Origin of the sequence: Oricola indica (assembly GCF_019966595.1) — a bacterium.
Lineage (GTDB): Bacteria > Pseudomonadota > Alphaproteobacteria > Rhizobiales > Rhizobiaceae > Oricola > Oricola indica.
In genome coordinates, this window is the sequence record NZ_JAINFJ010000001.1 from 547,865 (window position 1) to 565,929 (window position 18,065).

The 18,065-nt window shown below is 63.2% G+C and carries 18 protein-coding genes; 4 read left to right on the forward strand and 14 right to left on the reverse strand.

What is annotated here, in order from left to right; all coding sequences use genetic code 11:
• Both LC343_RS02590 and LC343_RS02595 read right to left on the reverse strand, forming a co-directional pair.
• Nucleotides 1-780: a 3-ketoacyl-ACP reductase gene (locus tag LC343_RS02590; RefSeq protein ID WP_223475529.1), complete on the reverse strand. Its 780-nt coding sequence runs from the start codon at nucleotides 778-780 to the stop codon at nucleotides 1-3.
• Nucleotides 777-1,922, reverse strand: a complete 1,146-nt coding sequence (locus tag LC343_RS02595) for an acyl-CoA dehydrogenase family protein (RefSeq protein ID WP_223475530.1) — start codon at nucleotides 1,920-1,922, stop codon at nucleotides 777-779. Before LC343_RS02595 ends, LC343_RS02590 begins: the two co-directional genes overlap by 4 nt.
• A gap of 168 nt (nucleotides 1,923-2,090) precedes the next feature.
• Here LC343_RS02595 and LC343_RS02600 point away from each other — a divergent pair, with 168 nt between their 5' ends.
• Both LC343_RS02600 and LC343_RS02605 read left to right on the forward strand, forming a co-directional pair.
• Nucleotides 2,091-3,107 (forward strand): aldo/keto reductase, encoded by a 1,017-nt coding sequence (locus LC343_RS02600; RefSeq protein ID WP_223475531.1) that lies wholly within the window; start codon nucleotides 2,091-2,093, stop codon nucleotides 3,105-3,107.
• Nucleotides 3,104-3,583, forward strand: a complete 480-nt coding sequence (locus LC343_RS02605; protein ID WP_223475532.1) for a MaoC family dehydratase — start codon at nucleotides 3,104-3,106, stop codon at nucleotides 3,581-3,583. Before LC343_RS02600 ends, LC343_RS02605 begins: the two co-directional genes overlap by 4 nt.
• Here LC343_RS02605 and LC343_RS02610 read toward each other — a convergent pair.
• Genes LC343_RS02610 through LC343_RS02630 form a run of 5 tightly spaced genes read right to left on the reverse strand, consistent with a single transcriptional unit; the run spans nucleotide 3,580 to nucleotide 8,118 of the window.
• Nucleotides 3,580-3,897, reverse strand: coding sequence for a Dabb family protein (locus LC343_RS02610; RefSeq protein ID WP_223475533.1), 318 nt, complete (start codon nucleotides 3,895-3,897; stop codon nucleotides 3,580-3,582). The two genes, LC343_RS02605 and LC343_RS02610, sit on opposite strands and share 4 nt — an antisense overlap.
• Nucleotides 3,898-3,917: 20 nt before the next feature.
• The gene (locus LC343_RS02615; protein ID WP_223475534.1) at nucleotides 3,918-5,030 is read right to left on the reverse strand and encodes an ABC transporter ATP-binding protein; all 1,113 of its coding nucleotides are present in this window, start codon (nucleotides 5,028-5,030) and stop codon (nucleotides 3,918-3,920) included.
• A 4-nt stretch (nucleotides 5,031-5,034) separates the two neighbouring features.
• Complete coding sequence (locus LC343_RS02620; protein WP_223475535.1) at nucleotides 5,035-5,916, reverse strand: carbohydrate ABC transporter permease; 882 nt, start codon at nucleotides 5,914-5,916, stop codon at nucleotides 5,035-5,037.
• Entirely contained in the window at nucleotides 5,916-6,812 is an 897-nt protein-coding gene (locus tag LC343_RS02625; RefSeq protein WP_223475536.1) for a carbohydrate ABC transporter permease, read from the reverse strand. Before LC343_RS02625 ends, LC343_RS02620 begins: the two co-directional genes overlap by 1 nt.
• A 52-nt stretch (nucleotides 6,813-6,864) precedes the next feature.
• The gene (locus LC343_RS02630; protein WP_428982491.1) at nucleotides 6,865-8,118 is read right to left on the reverse strand and encodes an ABC transporter substrate-binding protein; all 1,254 of its coding nucleotides are present in this window, start codon (nucleotides 8,116-8,118) and stop codon (nucleotides 6,865-6,867) included.
• A 233-nt stretch (nucleotides 8,119-8,351) separates the two neighbouring features.
• On the opposite strand from LC343_RS02630, the gene LC343_RS02635 reads away from it, so the two are divergent.
• A complete protein-coding gene (locus tag LC343_RS02635) occupies nucleotides 8,352-9,353 on the forward strand; it encodes a LacI family transcriptional regulator (RefSeq protein ID WP_223475537.1) in 1,002 nt (333 codons plus the stop codon).
• Between the two features lie 3 nt (nucleotides 9,354-9,356).
• Here the strand turns inward: LC343_RS02635 and LC343_RS02640 are convergent, their stop codons facing one another.
• Together LC343_RS02640 and LC343_RS02645 are read right to left on the reverse strand one after the other, a co-directional pair.
• Nucleotides 9,357-10,163: an enoyl-CoA hydratase/isomerase family protein gene (locus tag LC343_RS02640; RefSeq protein ID WP_223475538.1), complete on the reverse strand. Its 807-nt coding sequence runs from the start codon at nucleotides 10,161-10,163 to the stop codon at nucleotides 9,357-9,359.
• On the reverse strand, nucleotides 10,163-11,749 hold the full coding sequence (locus LC343_RS02645; RefSeq protein ID WP_223475539.1) for an acyl CoA:acetate/3-ketoacid CoA transferase: 1,587 nt from the start codon (nucleotides 11,747-11,749) through the stop codon (nucleotides 10,163-10,165). Before LC343_RS02645 ends, LC343_RS02640 begins: the two co-directional genes overlap by 1 nt.
• Before the next feature lie 238 nt (nucleotides 11,750-11,987).
• Between LC343_RS02645 and LC343_RS02650 the strand changes: the two genes are divergently transcribed.
• Nucleotides 11,988-12,806 (forward strand): aldo/keto reductase, encoded by an 819-nt coding sequence (locus LC343_RS02650; protein WP_223475540.1) that lies wholly within the window; start codon nucleotides 11,988-11,990, stop codon nucleotides 12,804-12,806.
• Nucleotides 12,807-12,856: 50 nt separating this feature from the next.
• Here the strand turns inward: LC343_RS02650 and LC343_RS02655 are convergent, their stop codons facing one another.
• The 5 genes from LC343_RS02655 to LC343_RS02675 form a co-directional block, all read right to left on the reverse strand.
• Nucleotides 12,857-14,455 (reverse strand): GMC family oxidoreductase, encoded by a 1,599-nt coding sequence (locus tag LC343_RS02655; protein WP_223475541.1) that lies wholly within the window; start codon nucleotides 14,453-14,455, stop codon nucleotides 12,857-12,859.
• Entirely contained in the window at nucleotides 14,455-15,954 is a 1,500-nt protein-coding gene (locus LC343_RS02660; RefSeq protein ID WP_223475542.1) for an aldehyde dehydrogenase family protein, read from the reverse strand. The genes LC343_RS02655 and LC343_RS02660 overlap by 1 nt, the downstream gene beginning before the upstream one ends.
• A gap of 87 nt (nucleotides 15,955-16,041) precedes the next feature.
• Nucleotides 16,042-16,341 (reverse strand): putative quinol monooxygenase, encoded by a 300-nt coding sequence (locus LC343_RS02665; protein WP_223475543.1) that lies wholly within the window; start codon nucleotides 16,339-16,341, stop codon nucleotides 16,042-16,044.
• Nucleotides 16,342-16,350: 9 nt separating this feature from the next.
• A complete protein-coding gene (locus LC343_RS02670) occupies nucleotides 16,351-16,920 on the reverse strand; it encodes a flavodoxin family protein (protein WP_223475544.1) in 570 nt (189 codons plus the stop codon).
• A 114-nt stretch (nucleotides 16,921-17,034) separates the two neighbouring features.
• Nucleotides 17,035-18,063, reverse strand: a complete 1,029-nt coding sequence (locus LC343_RS02675) for a zinc-dependent alcohol dehydrogenase (RefSeq protein WP_223475545.1) — start codon at nucleotides 18,061-18,063, stop codon at nucleotides 17,035-17,037.
• Between the last annotated feature and the right edge of the window lie 2 nt (nucleotides 18,064-18,065).

Sequence of the window (18,065 nt, forward strand, 5' to 3'; positions counted from 1 at the left end):
TCAGAAACGCGACACGAGCATGCCGCCATCGGCCGAAATGACGTGGCCGGTCGTATAGGGCAGTCCGCCGCTGGCAAGCGTCGCCATGATCGCGCCCATGTCCTCCGGTTTGCCGACACGCGGCAGAAGCGTGATCCCTTCTTCAGCGACCCGGCGCTTGTAATCCTCGATCACCGGTCCCGTCATGTCGGTTTCGATCAGGCCGGGCTGAATGTCGTAGACCGAGATATTCTCGCGCCCGAGCCGGACCGCGAATGTCTTGGCGATCATCGCGGCCGCCGCCTTGGAAACGCAATATTCCGCGCGCGGCTCGGCGACCGCATTGGCATTGGACGAGGTAACGTTGATCAGGCTGTAGAAACGGCCGTCGGAACGGTCTCGCGCAACCACGCGGCGTGCAAAGGCCTGGCTCAGGAAGAACTGGGCCTTGGCGTTGATCGCCATGCAGCGGTCGTAGCTTTCCTCGGTCACGTCGAGCGGGTCGCCCCGGCTCAAGACCGAGACGCCGGCATTGTTCACCAGCGTCGACAACGGCCCGACGACAGCTTCCGCGCTGTCGAGCATCGCATCGTGTACGGAAAGGTCGGAGACGTCGCCCGCCACCTTCGCGACCGGCACGTCAAGCGCCGCGATGCTGTCGGCAGCGCGCGCGAGTTCGTCGTCGTCGAAAGGCCCGTTGACCGCGACGGCAAAGCCCCGTTCGGCAAGCGCGCGCGCGGCAGCGAGGCCGATGCCCCGGCTCGATCCGGTCACAAATGCGGCTTGTCGGCTGCTCGTCATGCCTGGGCTCCGTGCTTCAACAGTTCACGCGCGATGATCATGCGCTGAATCTGGTTCGTGCCCTCGTAGATTTGCGTGATCTTGGCGTCGCGGTACAGTCTTTCGACCTCGAAACCGCGAATATAGCCGCTGCCGCCGAAAACCTGCACCGCATCGGCGGTCCGCGCGACGGCCATGTCGCCCGCGAAACACTTGGCGATCGAGCACGCCTTGGTGGCGTCCTGTCCGGCATCGATCTTCGACGCCGCGCTGAGAACCAGCAGCCGCGCCGCCTCGATATCCTTGGCCATGTCGGCGAGAAGCCACTGCACGCCCTGGAATTCCGAGATGGCCTTGCCGAACTGCTTGCGCTGGCGCGCGTAGTCCACGGCGGCCTCCAGGCCCGCCTGTCCGATGCCCACGGCGAGCGACGCGATACCCACGCGCCCCTTGTCGAGCACGCTCATCATCATGTGAAAACCGCGCCCCTCCTCGCCGAGAAGCGCATCCGGCCCGAGCCGCACATTGTCGAAGGTCAGCGCGCCGACCTGGCTCGCCCGCTGCCCCATCTTGTGTTCCTTCGGTCCGCGCGACACGCCGTCCGCATTGAGATCGACGATAAAGATGGAAAAGCCGCGATGACCCGCCTCGCGGTCGGTGCGCGCCAGCACGAAACCGACATCGGCAACCGGCGCGTTATGGATCCAGATCTTGCCGCCGTTGAGGACCCAGCCCTCGCCGTCGCGCACCGCGGATGTCCGAATTCCCGATACGTCGGTGCCTGCTTCCGGCTCGGTGATGCAATAGGCGACCTTGGTCTGCGCACGCATGGCCGGCCCAAGCCAGCGCTCGCGCTGCGCCACCGTTCCGTGGCGCACGAGCAGCGTCGAAATCAGTTCGACCAGGCCGCACTGATCGGCCACGGATGCATATCCGCGCGACAATTCTTCCATCACCAGCGCATAGGTCACGGTGTCGAAGCCCGGCCCTCCATGCTCTTCCGGAACGCCGATACCGAACAGGCCGAGTTCGCCCATTTGCTCGTAAAGATCGGCGGGAAACCGCTCTTCACGGTCGAGTTCTTCCGCCATCGGCCTGATCACGTCCTCGGCGAATTGCCGGGCCATGTCGCGTACCTGTTGCTGGGTTTCCGAGATGAACATGCGCTGATCCGTATGTAACTAACTGGTTACTCCCATACATGCGCCGGACACTCTGGTCAAGCGTGGAGCGGCGACGGCGCAGTCTCGCGCGCAATCGCGCAGAGCGGCTTGCGCGGCCCGTTCGATGCGTCTATAAATAACCAAATAGTTACTTATTGGAGGAGTTACATGAAACCGTCGGACAAGCGCAAATTCGGAAGGGTCGACCTTGAGGTGACGACATTCGCCTTCGGCACCGCGCCGATCGGCAACATCTTTCGTGAAATCGACGACAAGACCGCCGACGGGATGATCCAGCAGGCATGGGATGCCGGCGTCCGCTTCTACGATACGGCCCCGATGTACGGCCACGGCCTGTCCGAACATCGCCTCGGCCACTCCCTGCGCTGGAAGAACCGCGACGACTACGTTCTCGCCTCGAAGGTCGGCCGCATCCTCAAGCCGAAGAAGCGCTCCGAGATCGATTTCGCGCCCTGGGTCAACGCCGGCGCCTTCGAAATGATCTTCGATTATTCCTATGACGGCACGATGCGCGCCTTCGAGGATTCGCTGCAGCGCCTGGGCCTTGAGCGGATGGACATGTGCTTCATCCACGACATCGACCGCTTTACCCGTGGCGACGATCAGCCTGAAGTCTTCAAGCAGGCGATGGACGGTGCCTGGAAGGCGCTGGAGAAGCTCCGCGACGAAGGCGTCGTCAAGGCAATCGGCGTCGGCGTCAACGAATGGGAAGTCTGCCACGAAGCCCTGAAGCAGCGCGACTTCGACTGCTTCCTGCTCGCCGGCCGCTACACCCTGCTGGAGCAGGAATCCCTCGATTCCTTCCTGCCGCTTTGCGAGGAACGCAACGCGGCAGTCGTCGTCGGCGGCGGCTTCAACTCCGGTATCCTCGCAACGGGAGCGGTGGAAGGCGCGAAATACAACTACGCGCCGGCGCCCGCCGACATCATGGACAAGGTGAGGAAGATCGAGGCCGTCTGCGCCGAGCACAACGTCCCGCTGCCCGCCGCCGCGCTGCAATTCGTCGTCGCCCATCCGGCCGTGCCCGCCTTCTGCGCCGGCACCCGCAACGAGGAACAGCTCAGGAAAAACCTCGACTGGTTCAGCCATCCGATCCCGTCCGAGTTCTGGGCCGACCTCAAGTCCAAGGGACTTCTGCGCGAGGACGCGCCGACACCCGCATGACCGACACCGTCTCCTCCCCGCATGGGCGCCGTCTTGCCGACGGCGTCCATGCATTCGGGACGCTCCGCGAAGGCGACTGGTACGAGACGCCCTCGCGTGCTGTCACGGCAGCACACATCGACACATTCGCCGAGCTGACCGGCGACCGCTTCGAAATCCACATGACCGACGATGCCGCACGAAAGCACGGATTTTCTGGCCGCGTCGCGCATGGACTTCTCGTCCAGTCGCTCGTCGATGGGCTCAAGAACCAGTCCACGGTCACGTTCCAGGCCATCGCTTCGCTGGGATGGACATGGCGCTTTACCGGGCCGGTCCATATCGGCGACACGATCTCGGCAACCATCAGGCTCGCAGGGAAACGCACCACGTCCGGTTCCGGACGCGGTATCCTGTTTCTCGATTTCGAGGTCCGCAACCAGGACGGCCTGATCGTGCAGGCCGGTGAAAACCAGTTGCTGGTCAGCCTGGATTAGTCGGGCAATTCCATATCGAAGACGGTCACGCCCTCGATCCCATCCACAGTGTGCTCCACGAGACGCCCCCCAACGGCCTGGTGTTCCGGGTCGATGAGATAGGCATCGCGCGCCGCCGTGTCCGTGAAGTCGAACCAGAACGCATCGTGGTTGCCGCGGATCAGGTCCGTCTCGACGCTGACATTCGCCACCGCACGAAAGTCGAGCACGCCCTCAATATGGCCCCGAAGGCCGTCGAGCGCGTCGAAGAGAGCCAGCTTGGTGTCGTCCGATACATCGGCACGAAAGCGCAGCATCACGAAGTGTCTGATCACGTCTGGAATTCCTTTTCGGTTCAGCCGATACGTTGTTCGGTCTCGGGATCGAAGGCGACCGCCTTCTCCATGTTGATGGCAAAGGGGAAGGTCTCGCCGGCGCGCACATCCACGTCGGCCCGAAAGCGTCCGGTCACCTCCTTGCCGCCAAGATGGCTGACGACGAAGGTGTCGGAGCCCGCCGGCTCGGTGACTTCCACCCGCGCCTCGATGCGGTGGATCGCCTTGCTGTTGCGGTCCGCGCCGTCCTCGTCGGTAATCGCCTCGGGGCGGATGCCCAGAATGATGTCGCGACCCTCATGCCCGGCCATGGACCGCTCCTGCGCGAATGGCAGCGTGGCCGAGGTGCCGTCGGCAAGCGCGACCTTGGCCACTGCCTCGCCATTCTCCGTGGTGACCTTCGCCGGAAACAGGTTCATCGACGGAGAGCCCATGAAGCCGGCAACGAAGATATTGGCCGGATTGTCGTAGATTTCCTTCGGCGTGCCGAGTTGCTGCACATGGCCCCCGAACATCACGGCGATGCGCGTCGACAGCGTCAGCGCCTCGATCTGGTCATGCGTCACATAGACGATCGTCGTGCCGAGCTTCTGGTGCAGCTTCTTGATCTCGGTGCGCATGTCGACGCGCAGCTTGGCGTCGAGATTGGACAGCGGTTCGTCGAACAGGAAGACGTCCGGATCGCGCACCAGCGCCCGGCCCATGGCGACGCGCTGGCGCTGGCCGCCGGACAATTGTCCGGGCTTGCGGTCGAGCAGATGGCTGATCTGCAGCAGGTCGGCGACCTGCGAAACCGCCTTGTCGCGTTCGGCTTTCGGGATCCCGTGCATCTCCAGGCCGAAGGCCATGTTCTGCCCGACATTCATGTTCGGGTAGAGCGCGTAGGACTGGAACACCATCGCGATGTTGCGGTCGGCGGGGCGCACCCCGTTCATCGAGCGCCCCTTGATGGCGATATCGCCGCTGGTCACCTCCTCGAGGCCTGCGATCATGTTGAGAAGCGTGGACTTGCCGCAGCCCGACGGCCCGACGAGAACGAGGAACTCGCCCTCCTCCACCGCGATGTCGGTCTCATGCAGGACCTTGACCGCGCCGTAGGACTTCGTTGCGTTTCTGATCTCGAGAAATCCCATGGTCTTACCCTTTTACCGAGCCGGCCATCAGGCCGCGCACGAAGTAGCGGCCGGCGACGACATAGACGAGCAGCGTCGGCAGCGCCGCCATGATCGCGCCGGCGAAATGGACATTGTATTCCTTCACCCCGGTCGAGGACTGGACGAGGTTGTTGAGCGCCACCGTCATCGGCTGGCTGTCGAAATCCGAGAACGACGCGCCGAACAGGAAGTCGTTCCAGATATTGGTGAACTGCCAGATGATGCAGACGACCGCGATCGGCCCGGAGGACGGCAGCATGATGCGCCGGAAGATCGTGAAGAAACCCGCCCCGTCGATCATCGCGGCGCGTACCAGTTCGGTCGGAAACTGCTGGTAGTAGTTGCGGAAATAGAGCGTCGAGAAGCCGATGCCGTAGACGAGGTGCACGAAAACGAGGCCGGGCACCGTGCCGGCGAGACCCATCAGGCCGAGCATGCGCGCCATCGGGATCAGCACCATCTGGAACGGAATGAAGCAGCCGAACAGCAGCAGGCCGAAGACGATCGTGTCTCCCCTGAAGCGCCACTTGGTCAGGACGTAGCCGTTCAGCGCGCCAAGCACCGTCGAGATGGCGACGGCGGGAACGACCATCAGGATCGAATTGAGAAAGTAGGGCTTCAGGCCGGTCGCGGCCACGCCGATCTGCGCCGTCGACCAGGCGCTGGCCCATGGCGCGATCGTCCACTCGCTCGGCAGGGACATCATGCCGCCCGCCTGGATCTCGGACAACGGCTTCAGCGAATTGACCACCATCACGTAGAGCGGCAGCAGGTAGTAAAGGCAGAAGATCGCGAGCAGCGTGTAGATCACGAAACGTGATCCCGCGCCCGTCCGCACGACTTGGGAGGAAGCGTTCGACGCCATCACTTCTTCTCCCTGAGTTCGGACCAGATATAGGGCACCATGATCGCCGCAATCGACATCAGCATGATCGTCGCCGAGGCCGCGCCGATGCCCATCTGGTTGCGCGTGAACGTGTAGGAATACATGAACGTCGCGGGCAGCTCTGTCGCCGTACCAGGTCCGCCGCCGGTCAGCGCGATGACGAGATCGTAGGACTTGATCGCCATATGCGCGAGCACCACGAAGGCGGACATGAAGGCCGGCCGCAACTGCGGGATGACGATGCGCCGGTAAAGCGCCCAGTTGGACGCGCCGTCGATCTGCGCCGCCTTCAGAACCTCGTTGTCGATGCCGCGCAGGCCGGCAAGGAACATCGCCATGACGAAGCCGGAGGTCTGCCAGACAGCGGCGATGACGATGGTATAGATCGCCATTTCGCGATCCTTGATCCACTCGAAAGTGAAGCTCTCCCAGCCCCATGACTGGACCACGGCCTGCAGGCCGATACCCGGATCGAGGAACCACTTCCACGCCGTACCGGTAACGATGAAGGACAGCGCCATCGGGTAGAGATAGACGGTGCGAATGAAGCCTTCGGCGCGGATCTTCTGGTCCAGCAGGATCGCCAGTGCCAGGCCGAGCGCGCAGCAGATGATGATGTAGAGCGATCCGAAGATCAGCACATTGTCGATCGCGATGCCCCAGGCACGCAGCGAAAAGAGCTTCCAGTAATTCTCCCAGCCGACGAGACCGTAGCTCGGCAAAATCCGGCTGTCGGTGAACGACAGGTAGAAGGTGAAAAGGATGAAGCCGTAGACGAAGACAAGCACGATGGCGAGGCTGGGGCTCAGCACGATCTTCGGCAGGGCGTCGCGCAGCCAGTCGTCGGCCCGCCGGCTCGTAACATTCGACGACATGTAAATCCTCCCGGCGGAGAAGGGCGCGGAAACGCCCTTCCCCGTATTGCGGTTACTGCGCCAGTTCGACGGCGGAGACGAGTTCGGAGACGGCCGTCTCGGAATCGTACTCGCCATTGAAGTGAGCCGTGATCACATCATACATCGCATTCTTGACCGATGCAGGATTGGCGTGACCATGCGCCATCGAGCCAAAAAGGTTGCCCGAGGACGAGGCGGCCGCGAGGTCTTTCATGCCCTGCTTGCCGCAAGCGTCGAAGTCCGTATCCGGCACGTCGACGCGCGCGGGCACCGAGCCCTTGACCACGTTGAAGGCCGACTGGAAGGACGGCGACATGATCGCCTTCGCCAGGGCGGCCTGTTCAGCCGATGGCTTGTCGCCCTGCTTGAACAGCGCGAACTGGTCGGAGTTGAAAGTCACCTGCTCCTGCGTACCCGGGAAACGGAAGCACAGGAAATCCTCGCCCGGCGTCTTGCCGGCATTGAGGAACTCGCCCTTCGCCCAGTCGCCCATGAACTGGAAAGCGGCCTCGTCATTGATCACCATCGCCGATGCGAGGTTCCAGTCACGCCCGGAGAAGTTGTCGTCGACGAAGGAGCGGATGACGGTCATCCGGTCGAAGGCTTCCTTCATCGTGTCGGAACCGAGCGCCTCGGTGTCGAGATCGATGAAGGCACTCTTGTAGAAGTCCGGACCGCCGGTCGCCATGACGACGGCGTCGAAGATGGTCGCGTCCTGCCAGGCCTGTCCGCCATGGGCGACCGCGACCTTGCCGGAATCCTTGACCTTCTGCATGGCCGCGACGAGTTCGTCCCAGGTCGTCGGCTGTGCGATGCCGAGATCGTCGAGGATGCCCTTGTTGGCCCAGACCCAGTTGGTCGAATGGACGTTGACCGGCGCCGCGACCCACTGGCCCTCATACTTGGAGAATTTCTGCAGCGCCTCCGGCACGACACCGTCCCAGCCTTCCTCGGCCGCCACGTCGTTCAGATTGGCGAGAGCGCCCTGCTTGGCCCAGTCGGTGATGTCGAAACCGAGCATCTGCACCGCCGTCGGGGCGTTGCCCGCCGTGACGCGTGCGCGCAGCACGGTCATAGCCTGCGTGCCGCCGCCGCCGGCAACCGGCATGTCCTGCCAGCCGATACCCTGGCCTTCGAGGTCTTTCTTCAAAACGTTCAACGCCGCGGCCTCCCCGCCCGACGTCCACCAATGCAAGACTTCGACATCGCCCGCGCGCGCGGCGGTCGCCGAAATCGTCATGGCCGCCAGGCAGGTCGCCGCAGCCAGCTTGCGTGAAAACTTCATCTCATTCTCCCTTGTCATATGGCGCATTGCGCGCTGGCACTATAGATTGCAACGTTTTCATTGGCAAGAATTTTGTAACCAGATGGTGCGTTGCACAACATTATATCAAGCCACTGTTTTTAAAGAATTTATTATTGATGCACCGCGAAACAATCTGAGCAATTGAACCACTCGTTGCAAATCTGAAACGTTACAAATATGGTATGTGAAACCGAAAACCGGATGTCCCGCCCGTGAAACGCGAACCGAAGCCGACCCTGAAAACCCTCGCCCTCGAAACGGGGCTTGCGGTGACGACCGTGTCGCGGGCGCTCAAGGGCGCGCCGGAAATCGCGAAGGGCACGCGCGATCGGGTCCAGCGCGCCGCAAAGGCGATCGGCTACGTGCCGGACAGGGCCGCCCAGCGCCTGCGCACCGGCCGCACCAATGTCATCAGCTTCCTGCTCGAACCGCATGACGAGATGCTCAGCTTCGGCACGATGATGATCGCGGGGATCATGGAATCGCTGGAAAACACCTCATTCCATCTGGTGGTCACCCCGCAATTCGAGAAATCGGATCCGCTCGGCACGGTCGACAACATCATTCGCAACAGGCTCGCCGACGGGGTCATCTTCTGCAGGACCACCCCGCTCGACATCCGGGTCAGAATGCTGCTCGAGGCGGATTACCCCTTCATCTGCCACGGCCGGACGGAACTGGCGACGCCGCATCCCTTCGTGGACTTCGACAATTTCGAGTTCGCTCTCGATGCCGCGACCCGGCTCGCCCGACAGGGCTGCAAGAAGCTGGCGCTGCTGAATGCGCGGCAGCCCTTCACCTTCTCGCAGCATCTGATGCACGGCTTCATGACCGCGGTGCGCGAGAGCGGTGTCAGTCACGTTCTGCCCGAGAACGTCTCGATCGACAGCGCGCCCGAAGCGGTGCGCGACACCGCCATGACCTGCATTCGCGAACAGGGCGTCGATGGCTTCGTCTGCGCCGGTGAATCCTCGGCCATGGCCGTAATCGCGGCGGTTTCCGACTGCGGATTGCGCGTTAACGAGGATATCGGAATGGTCGCCAAGCAGACGACCCCGCTGTTCGGGCAGATCCGTCCGCAAATCGACACGATCTATGAGGATCTGACCGCCGCCGGGCGACAGCTCGGCACGCTGCTCCTTCGTCGCATCGAAGGCGCGCCTGTCTCGGAACTGCAACGGCTCGAACACGGCGAGCACCGTTATCGGGACTGAAGGTCAGTCCTTCGACTTCTTCCCGAAATCGGCCGGACGCTTTTCGCGAAAGGCGGAAATGCCCTCGCGCAATTCCGCCGAATTCGCCGCCAGCATGCCGGCAAGCGCTTCGCCAACACGCCCGACTTCCTCGCCTTCGGCCATGTTGACGAGCATCTTCGTCGTCTCGGTCGCGAGCGGCCCACGCTTGGCCACGGTGGAGGCGATGGCGCGCGCCATGGAAAGCCCCTCGCCTTTTTTGGCGACCTGATCGACCAGCCCCAGTCGCAGCGCCTCTTCCGCCGCGAAAACCTCGCCGAACAGCGCCATGCGCCGAACGAGTTGGCTGCCGAAGCGGCGAACGGCGCGCTGCGTGCCGGACCAGCCGGGAATGATGCCAAGCCCTGTCTCCGGCTGGCCGATCTTCACATGCACCTCGGCGATCCGGAGGTCGGCGCAAGCCGCAAGCTCCAGCCCACCGCCGAGCGCGTGCCCGTTCAGCACCGCGATCACCGGCTGGCGCAACCGCGCCAGGCGATCGAAGGCCTCGTGCCCTTCCCGAACCCAGAAACGCCCAAAATCCTCGGGCGGTTCGCCACTCCAGGCTTCGATGTCGCCACCCGCCGAAAAAGCCTTGCCCTCGGCACCCGTCAGGATCACGGCGCGGATATCGTCGCGGCGCTCGATCCGGCGGCAGGCATCGGCCAGCGCCTCGACCATGGCGGCGTCGAGCGCGTTCAGCTTGTCCGCGCGCGAAACCGTCAGCACGGCCACCGGCGCGTCGAATTCCAGCCGGATACGCGGATCACCCTGATCGGACGTCGTTTCCATCAACGGAACCTGGCGCCCATCTTCTCAGGATTGAACAGGAATTCCGGCATCGTCTTGAGATTCGGCGAAACCTTCAGCGCGAAACCCGCCTTGTCGAGGATATCGGTCTGGATATCCATGCCCGGCGCGATCTCCGTGACCGTGACGCCCTCCGGCAGAAGCTTCATGACGCATCGCTCGGTCACATAGGTGACATCCTGCCCGCGTTCACGCGCGCGCTTGCCGGAGAACGAGACCTGCTCCAGTTCGCCCGACTCCACCAGCTTGACCACCTTGCCTTCCTTCTCGATCTTCAACTTGCCGTCCTCGACGGCGAGCTTCGCGCCGGCATTGAAGTAGCCGGAGAAGACAATTTTAGCGGCGCGTGTCGTGATGTCCACGAATCCGCCGGCGCCCGCCGTGACATGCGGCCTGAAGGCGAGCTTGGAGACGTTCACCGACCCGTCGGCGTCGATCTGAAGGAACGAAAGCAGCGACGCATCGAAACCGCCTGCCTGGAAGTAAGTGAACTGCTGCGGCGAGGCGACGAAGGCCTCGGCGTTGGAAGAGCAGCCGAACTTGAAGTCCAGCAGCGGAATGCCGCCGACCGCGCCCTGCTCGATCACCCAGGTGACGTCGCCATGATGGCCTTCCTCGAGGAAGATGCGCGGCACGTTTGCGGAGATACCGAAGCCGATATTGACCGCCCAGCCGGGCTGCAGCTCCAGCGCGACACGGCGCGCCATGACCTTGGCGGCGTCGAATTCCGGCGTACGGAACGTGTCGAGCGGCCGGAACAACTCACCGGAGATCGCCGGGTCGTAGGACGTCGCCGTGGTCTGGAGCTGGTCCTGCGCCTCCACGATATAGTCGACGAGAATTCCCGGCACCCGTACGTCGTGCGGGCGCAGCGATCCGGACTGCGCGATGCGCTTGACCTGGGCGATCACCTTGCCGCCGCAATTATGCGCCGCAAGCGCCAGTTCCATCGCGCCGAGATAGGCGCCCTCGTGTTCGAATGTCAGATTGCCCCGCTCGTCGGCGGTCGAGGCACGGATGATCGCCACGTCGGGCTTGATCGACGGGAAATAGAGCCATTCCTCGCCCTCGAAATCCATCCGGCGCACGATCGCCTTCTCGCGCGCACGCTCGTTCATGGCGCAACCGTCCTGATCCGGATCGACAAAGGTACCGAGCCCGACCTTGGTGATGACGCCCGGCCGCATGCCGGCCGCCTCGCGCATGATGTCGAAAACGATACCGCTCGGCACGTTGTAGGCCGCGACGCTCTCGTCGAGGATCATCTGCCAGATTTTCGGGGGCTCGCTGGAAGACGGCCCGGACGGATAGGACCCGCCGATGATCGTGTCGATCAGCCCGTCCTGGGCGAGGTGGTCGATCCCTTTCGTGCCGAACATGTCGCCCGCAGCGATGGGGTGGATCGTGGTCAGGCCCCGCGGATGACTTTCCTCGGCATAGCGAGCACCGATGGCCTCGAGCACCAGATCGGGACAGCACAGCCCGCTCGACGAATTGACCGCGACAATCGCGCCGTCGGCGATTACCGCAGCGGCCTCCGAGGCCGTCCTGATTTTTGATCCCGTCACCGTTTCAACTCCGGCTCGTTAAGTAACTAATTAGTTATATATGTGCCACCGTCGCGCTTCGTGGTCAACAGCGCAATCTGGAATTCACAATGCTGCCATCTCCTCCCGCCATGGCTTGGCGCGGCACAATGGACAACGCCGAAACGCTTGCCAAGGCGGAATCAATATCGCTATAAGTAACTGAATGGTTATTTACGGTTGGATGCCGAAAGGCCGCCGACATGAAGGGAGGACATCCATGAATATCTATTTCCAGAAGACCCACCAACGCTCCTTCGGAACCTATCCGCTGGAAGGCGAGGTGCTGATGAACGCGATCGCCGCGGCGGCCGAAACCGGTTACCGCGCATTCGACACCGCGCAAATGTACGGCAATGAAGCCGAAACCGGCGAAGCCCTCGCAGCGACCGGAATCGCGCGCGACGAACTCTGCGTCACGACCAAGGTTCACCCGGATAATTTCGGCGAAGCGGACTTCATGAAGTCGGTCGAACAGAGCCTGAAATCCCTGCGCATGGACTATGTCGATGCGTTGCTCGTCCACTGGCCCCCGGTCGGCGGCGATATCGCCCCGTCGCTCCGCTTGCTCCAGCAGGCGCTCGAACGCGGCCTGACGCGCAATATCGGTATCTCGAACTACACCGCGCAGATGATGCGCGATGCGAAATCCATCGTCGATGCGCCGCTGGTCACCAACCAGGTCGAGTTCCACCCCCTGCTCGACCAGAGCATCCTGCTGCGCGCGGCAAGCGAGACAGGCATTCCGCTCGCATCCTATTCTTCCGTCGCGCGTGGCGAGGTCTTCAAGTACCCGCAATTCGAGGAGATCGGCCGCGGCTATGGCAAGACGGCCGGACAGGTCGTGCTGCGCTGGATCCTGCAGAAGGGCGTTTCCGCCAACACGATGTCGACCAAGCCGGAAAACATCCGCGCCAATTTCGACATCATGGACTTCACCCTGTCCAGCATCGACATGGACCGCATCGACGCGCTGAACGCCACGAACTACCGGATCGTCGGCAAGGACCTCGTGCCATGGGCGCCGGACTGGGATTGAGTCATATCGTGACGCCGGCCTTCGGGCCGGCGTTTTCGTGAGATCGCGGCTTACCGGTTGCCGCGCACCAGATCCGATGCCTTCTCGCCGATCATGATGGTCGGCGCATTGGTGTTCGAACCGATCAGGCTGGGCATGACGGAGGAATCGCAGATGCGGATGCCTTCCAGCCCCCTCACCCGCAGTTCCGGATCGACGACGGCCATCTCGTCCACGCCCATCTTGCAGGTGCAGGTCGGATGATAGGACGTGCGCCCGTATTGGCGGGCATAGGCCTCGAAATCCGCCTGGCTCTGCACATCGTCATCCGGCAGGTGCATGCGCTTGATATACTTCTGCAGCGACGGTTGCCGGAAGATCTCGCGGCTGATGCGGACCCCTTCGGCCGATGTCTTCAGATCGTCAGGCTCGGCGAGGAAATTCGGATCGACGATCGGATTGGCCGCCGGATCGGACGATCGCAGCTTGACCGTGCCCCGGCTCTTCGGCCTGAGCGTGTAGGAATTGAGCGTGATGCCCGAGCCGGAAGCAACGCTTTCAACGCCCTCTTCCGCCCCTGCCCCCGCCAGGAAATGGAACTGCAGATCCGGCATGGGCGCATCGCTGTCGGCATACCAGAACGCCCCGCCCTCGACGACGTTCGATGTCACCGGCCCCGTACGGAACAGCGCATATTGCAGCCCCGCCCAGGCCATCCAGTGAAGCTTGTTGTATTTGTCGAGGCTGTGCGGCCCGTTCAGTTCCGCAACGATGTCGATGCCGAAATGGTCGGTCAGGTTCTCGCCCACGCCGGGCAGGTCGTGGACGACATCGATCCCGAGCGCGCGCAGGTCGTCGGCCGGCCCGATGCCTGACAGCATCATGATCTTCGGCGTTCCGATGGCGCCGGACGTCACCAGGATCTCGCTGTCGGCGCGCGCCGTGCGGATCTGGCCGTTCTGGGCATATTCCACCCCGATAGCGCGATTGCCCTCGAAGAGAATTCGCGTGACGAGACAACCCGTCTCGACGGTCAGGTTCTTGCGATGAAGGACCGGGCGCAAATAGCCAACGGCCGCGGAGCAACGCCGCGCATTGCGGATCGTCGTCTGGTAGATACCCGCGCCTTCCTGGACCTTGCCGTTGAAGTCCGCATTGTAGGGCATGCCGTATTCCTGGCAGGCCTGCACGAAAGCGCGCGCCGTCTTCTGCGGATCGGGCAGGTTGGACACCCCGAGCGGCCCGTCCGTGCCGTGCCAGTCGCCCGACAGGATCGTGTTGCCTTCGGAGCGCAGGAAATAGGGCTGCACCTCTTCGAACGACCAGCCCTTGCAGCCTTCCTCGTTCGCCCAGCGGTCGTAATCCGCCGGATTGCCGCGGGTGAAGATCTCGGCGTTGATCGAGCTTCCCCCGCCAATCACCTTCGCCTGCGCATAGGGGATTTCGCGGTTGTTGGCGTGTTTCTGCGGCGCCGTGGTCAGGCCCCATGTCAACGGCCCGGACGTCATCTTCGCGAAGCCGACGGGCATGTGGATAAAGGGATTGGAATCCTTGCCGCCGGCCTCCAGCATCAGGACGCGAACAGCCTCGTTCTCGCTCAGGCGGGCGGCGAGCACGCAGCCCGCCGAGCCGCCGCCGACGATTACGTAATCATAACCGCCTGCCGCCATCACGACACCCAGGGATCGCGCTTGCCGATCTCGATATGGACCGACTTGATCTGCGTATACTCCTCGACGCCGTAGACGCCGGCCTCACGCCCCCAGCCCGACTGCTTGAATCCGCCAATAGGCAGTTCCGGCCCGCCGGACAGCGTCGTGTTGACCCAGAAACGCCCCGCGCGCACCCGGCGGGTGACGTTGAGCGCCTTGTCGATATTCTTCGTCCAGACGCTCGCCGCCAGGCCGTAGACCGTGTCGTTGGCGATGGCGATGGCCTCTTCCTCGGTGTCGAACGGCATGACCGAAAGGACCGGTCCGAAGATCTCGTCGCGCGCGATCGCCATGTCGCCGGTCACATCGCCGAAGACGGTCGGCGCGATATACTGGCCGCGCCCGAAATCGAGCTGCTCGCCGCCGCAGACGACCCGGGCCCCCTGCTCGCGTCCCTTGGTGATGTAATCCATGATGGTCTTGTTTTGCGCCGGCGTGGTGATCGCACCGACCTGCGTTGCCGGATCGAGCGGATCGCCGACCTTGATCTTCTCGAATTTCGAGGCGACGAGTTGCTCGAACTCCTGCGCCACGGACCGCTCGACGATCAGCCGGCTGCCGGACACGCAGCATTGGCCGGTGTTGAAACCGATCCCGAAGGCGACGCCGTCGGCCGCATCTTCCAGATCGGCGTCGGCGAAAACGATCTGCGGGTTCTTGCCGCCCAGTTCGAGGCCGAGCTTCTTGAAGTTGCCGGCCGCCGCCTGCACGCAGCTTCGTCCGACCGCCGTCGAACCGGTGAACGACACCATGTCGATATCGAGATGCTCGGTCATCGCCTGGCCGATGGTCGAGCCCGAGCCGGTGACGACATTGAAGACGCCGTCCGGAACGCCGGCTTCCTGCAGCACCTCGCCGAGCAGCAGCGTCGTCGCCGACGTCACCTCGGAGGGCTTGGCGACGATGGTGCAGCCGGCAGCAAGGATATAGGGCACCCGCTCGCACAGGATCAGGAACGGGAAGTTCCAGGGCGTGATCAGCCCGACAACGCCGATCGGCTCGCGCGTGACGAGGCCGAACATGCCGTCGCCGAGATTGTTGAACGCATCGCCATGCAGCGCCCGGGCTGCGCCCGCCGCATATTCGAACATGCCCGCCGTGCCATCGACTTCCGAGCGCGCCTGGGCGATCGGCTTGCCGTTCTCCAGCGTTTCCCAATAGGCGATCTCGTCGGCGCGCCGGCGGATGATCTGCGCCACCCGCAACAGCACATTGGCCCGCTCGACCGCCGGAATGCGCGACCACCGCCCGTCCTCGAACGCCTCGCGCGCCGCCGCGACCGCCATGTCGAGATCGGCCGGGGTGCATTTGACGACCTTGCTCACCGGCACGTCATGGGCGGGGCTTGACCGTTCGAAGACCTCGCGGTCGCCCGCGGCGATCCACTGGCCCCCGACAAGGAAACCGAATTCCCGCGGCTCGGCGGGAAGCGAAAGGGCGGGTGCGTTCTTGTCCATGTGTCTACTCCTGCATACCTGACCGGCATCTAATTAACTGTATGGTTCGCATGCTGCGGGCGCCAGTCCGGATCGCCGCCGGGCGCCTTATTCTCCGACAGCGCTCATGACCCGCACCTTCAACGGCGTGGCCTGCGCGGCTTCCATTTTCGGCGCCCATTCCGCAAACCAGGGCTGCGCCAGATGGCGATCGAGATCCGATTGCGAGTTCCAGATTTCGATGATGGTCATGCGGCTATTGTTTTCGGTTTCGCGCCAGAGTTCGTAACGAAGGCACCCTTCTTCGGCCCGCGAGCGTGAGATGAACTCACGCTCGAACATTGCCGCAAAGGAATCCGCTTCATCCGGCTTGACGTCGAGTTCGACCAGAAGTCTGGCATGTGTCATGATCGCCTCCTACGACGCCAGTTCCCAGAACCGGTTGTACTGCGCATTGAGCGGATGGCATTCCTTGCGGCCGTCCATGTAGTAGCCGACCCATTCCGCCAGCCGCCTTCCCGCTCTGCGGCACGATTCGATGGCGTGGTCTTCACGCGGCTCACCGGCGACGACGGCGCCGTAATGCAGGCTCTCCTTCTTCGCCACGTAATCCGTGATCCCGAACACGAAATACCCCATGTTCAGCATCATGGTGGAAAGCGCCTGGCAGGCCAACTCGCCGCCACCGCCGAGACTGCCCGCCGATGTGAAGGGCACGGCGAACTTGCCGTCCGTCTTGAACCAGATATCCGGCGTCCGGTCGTCCCACCATTTCTTCATGCGCCAGGAGACGCCGCCGAGATGGGTCGGGCAGCCGATCGCGATACCGTCGGCCCAGAACACGTCCTCGACCTTCGCGTCATCGACGAAGCGAACGCGCAACTCCATTCCGCCCACCGATTCCGCGCCTTCACGAACGAAAGGCACCATCGTTTCGGTGAAACGACGGTCGCTATCGGTATCGTATATGATCAGAATTTTCCCCATTGCACCCCTCCACTTTAAGTAACTGTTTATTTACTTTATGGCAGAATTCCCAACCTGCCGCAATCCCGTTGCGCACCACACGATGAAGCGAAACGGGCCCGCCCGCTATCGCGCCTAAATGACAATCTGTGTCTTCAGGTCTCCCGGCCGCGCCGCAAGGCTGTCGAAGGCATCCTGGATCGACGCCAACGGATAGGCGGCGCTGGTGAAGGCATCGACCTTGAAACGACCATGCGAGAGCAACGTCAGCGCATCGTGCATGTCCTCGCCCATGCCCGCGACGGAGCCCTTGATCGAGTTCTCGCGAAGGATCGTGTCGAGGATATTGACCGCGACAGTATCGTCGGGCCCAGTCAGGCCGAACGCCGCGACATGCCCACCCGGCCGGATCAGTTCGAAGGCCTGCTTGTAGAGCGCCGGCAGGCCGACACTTTCGATGACGACATCCGCGCCGCGCCCGCCGGTCCACTCGCGCACCGTCGCCCCGACCGCCGCCGGATCGGTGATCACAACGTCAGCACCCGCCGCCCGCGCCATGGCGGCGCGCTCTTCCGACAGTTCGACGACGATGATAGGGGCCGCGCCGACCAGCCGCATCATCTGGATATGCAGATTGCCGATCGGCCCCGCGCCGAGAATGACGACCGATTGCCCGAAAGAAACGCCCGCCTTGCGCGCCGCGCGAACGACGCAGGCCACCGGCTCAACGAGGGCGAGCAATTCGAATCCGGCGCTTTCCGGCGCCGGGATGACCAGCCGCGCGGGCACCGACACATACTCCGCGAAAGCCCCGTCCCGGGTGATGCCGACCTGCTGCATCTCGGCGCAGTTGAGGATCTCGTTGCGCCGGCAGTAATAGCAATGACCGCAACCGATATTGATATCCGCGATCACCTTCGCGCCGACCGAGAGATGGCTGACGTCGCTGCCGACCGTGGCGACCGTTCCGGCAAACTCGTGGCCGGGCACCAGCGGCAGCTTGTCGGCGGCATAGTGACCGTTGAAGATATGGATGTCGGTTCCGCAGATCCCGCAGCGCTCGACCTTGATCAGCGCATCGCCCGGGCCGACTTGCGGCAGGGGCACATCCTTCACCTCGAATCGTCCGGGCTCGGCGAGGACAGCGGCTTTCATCGTATCCATCG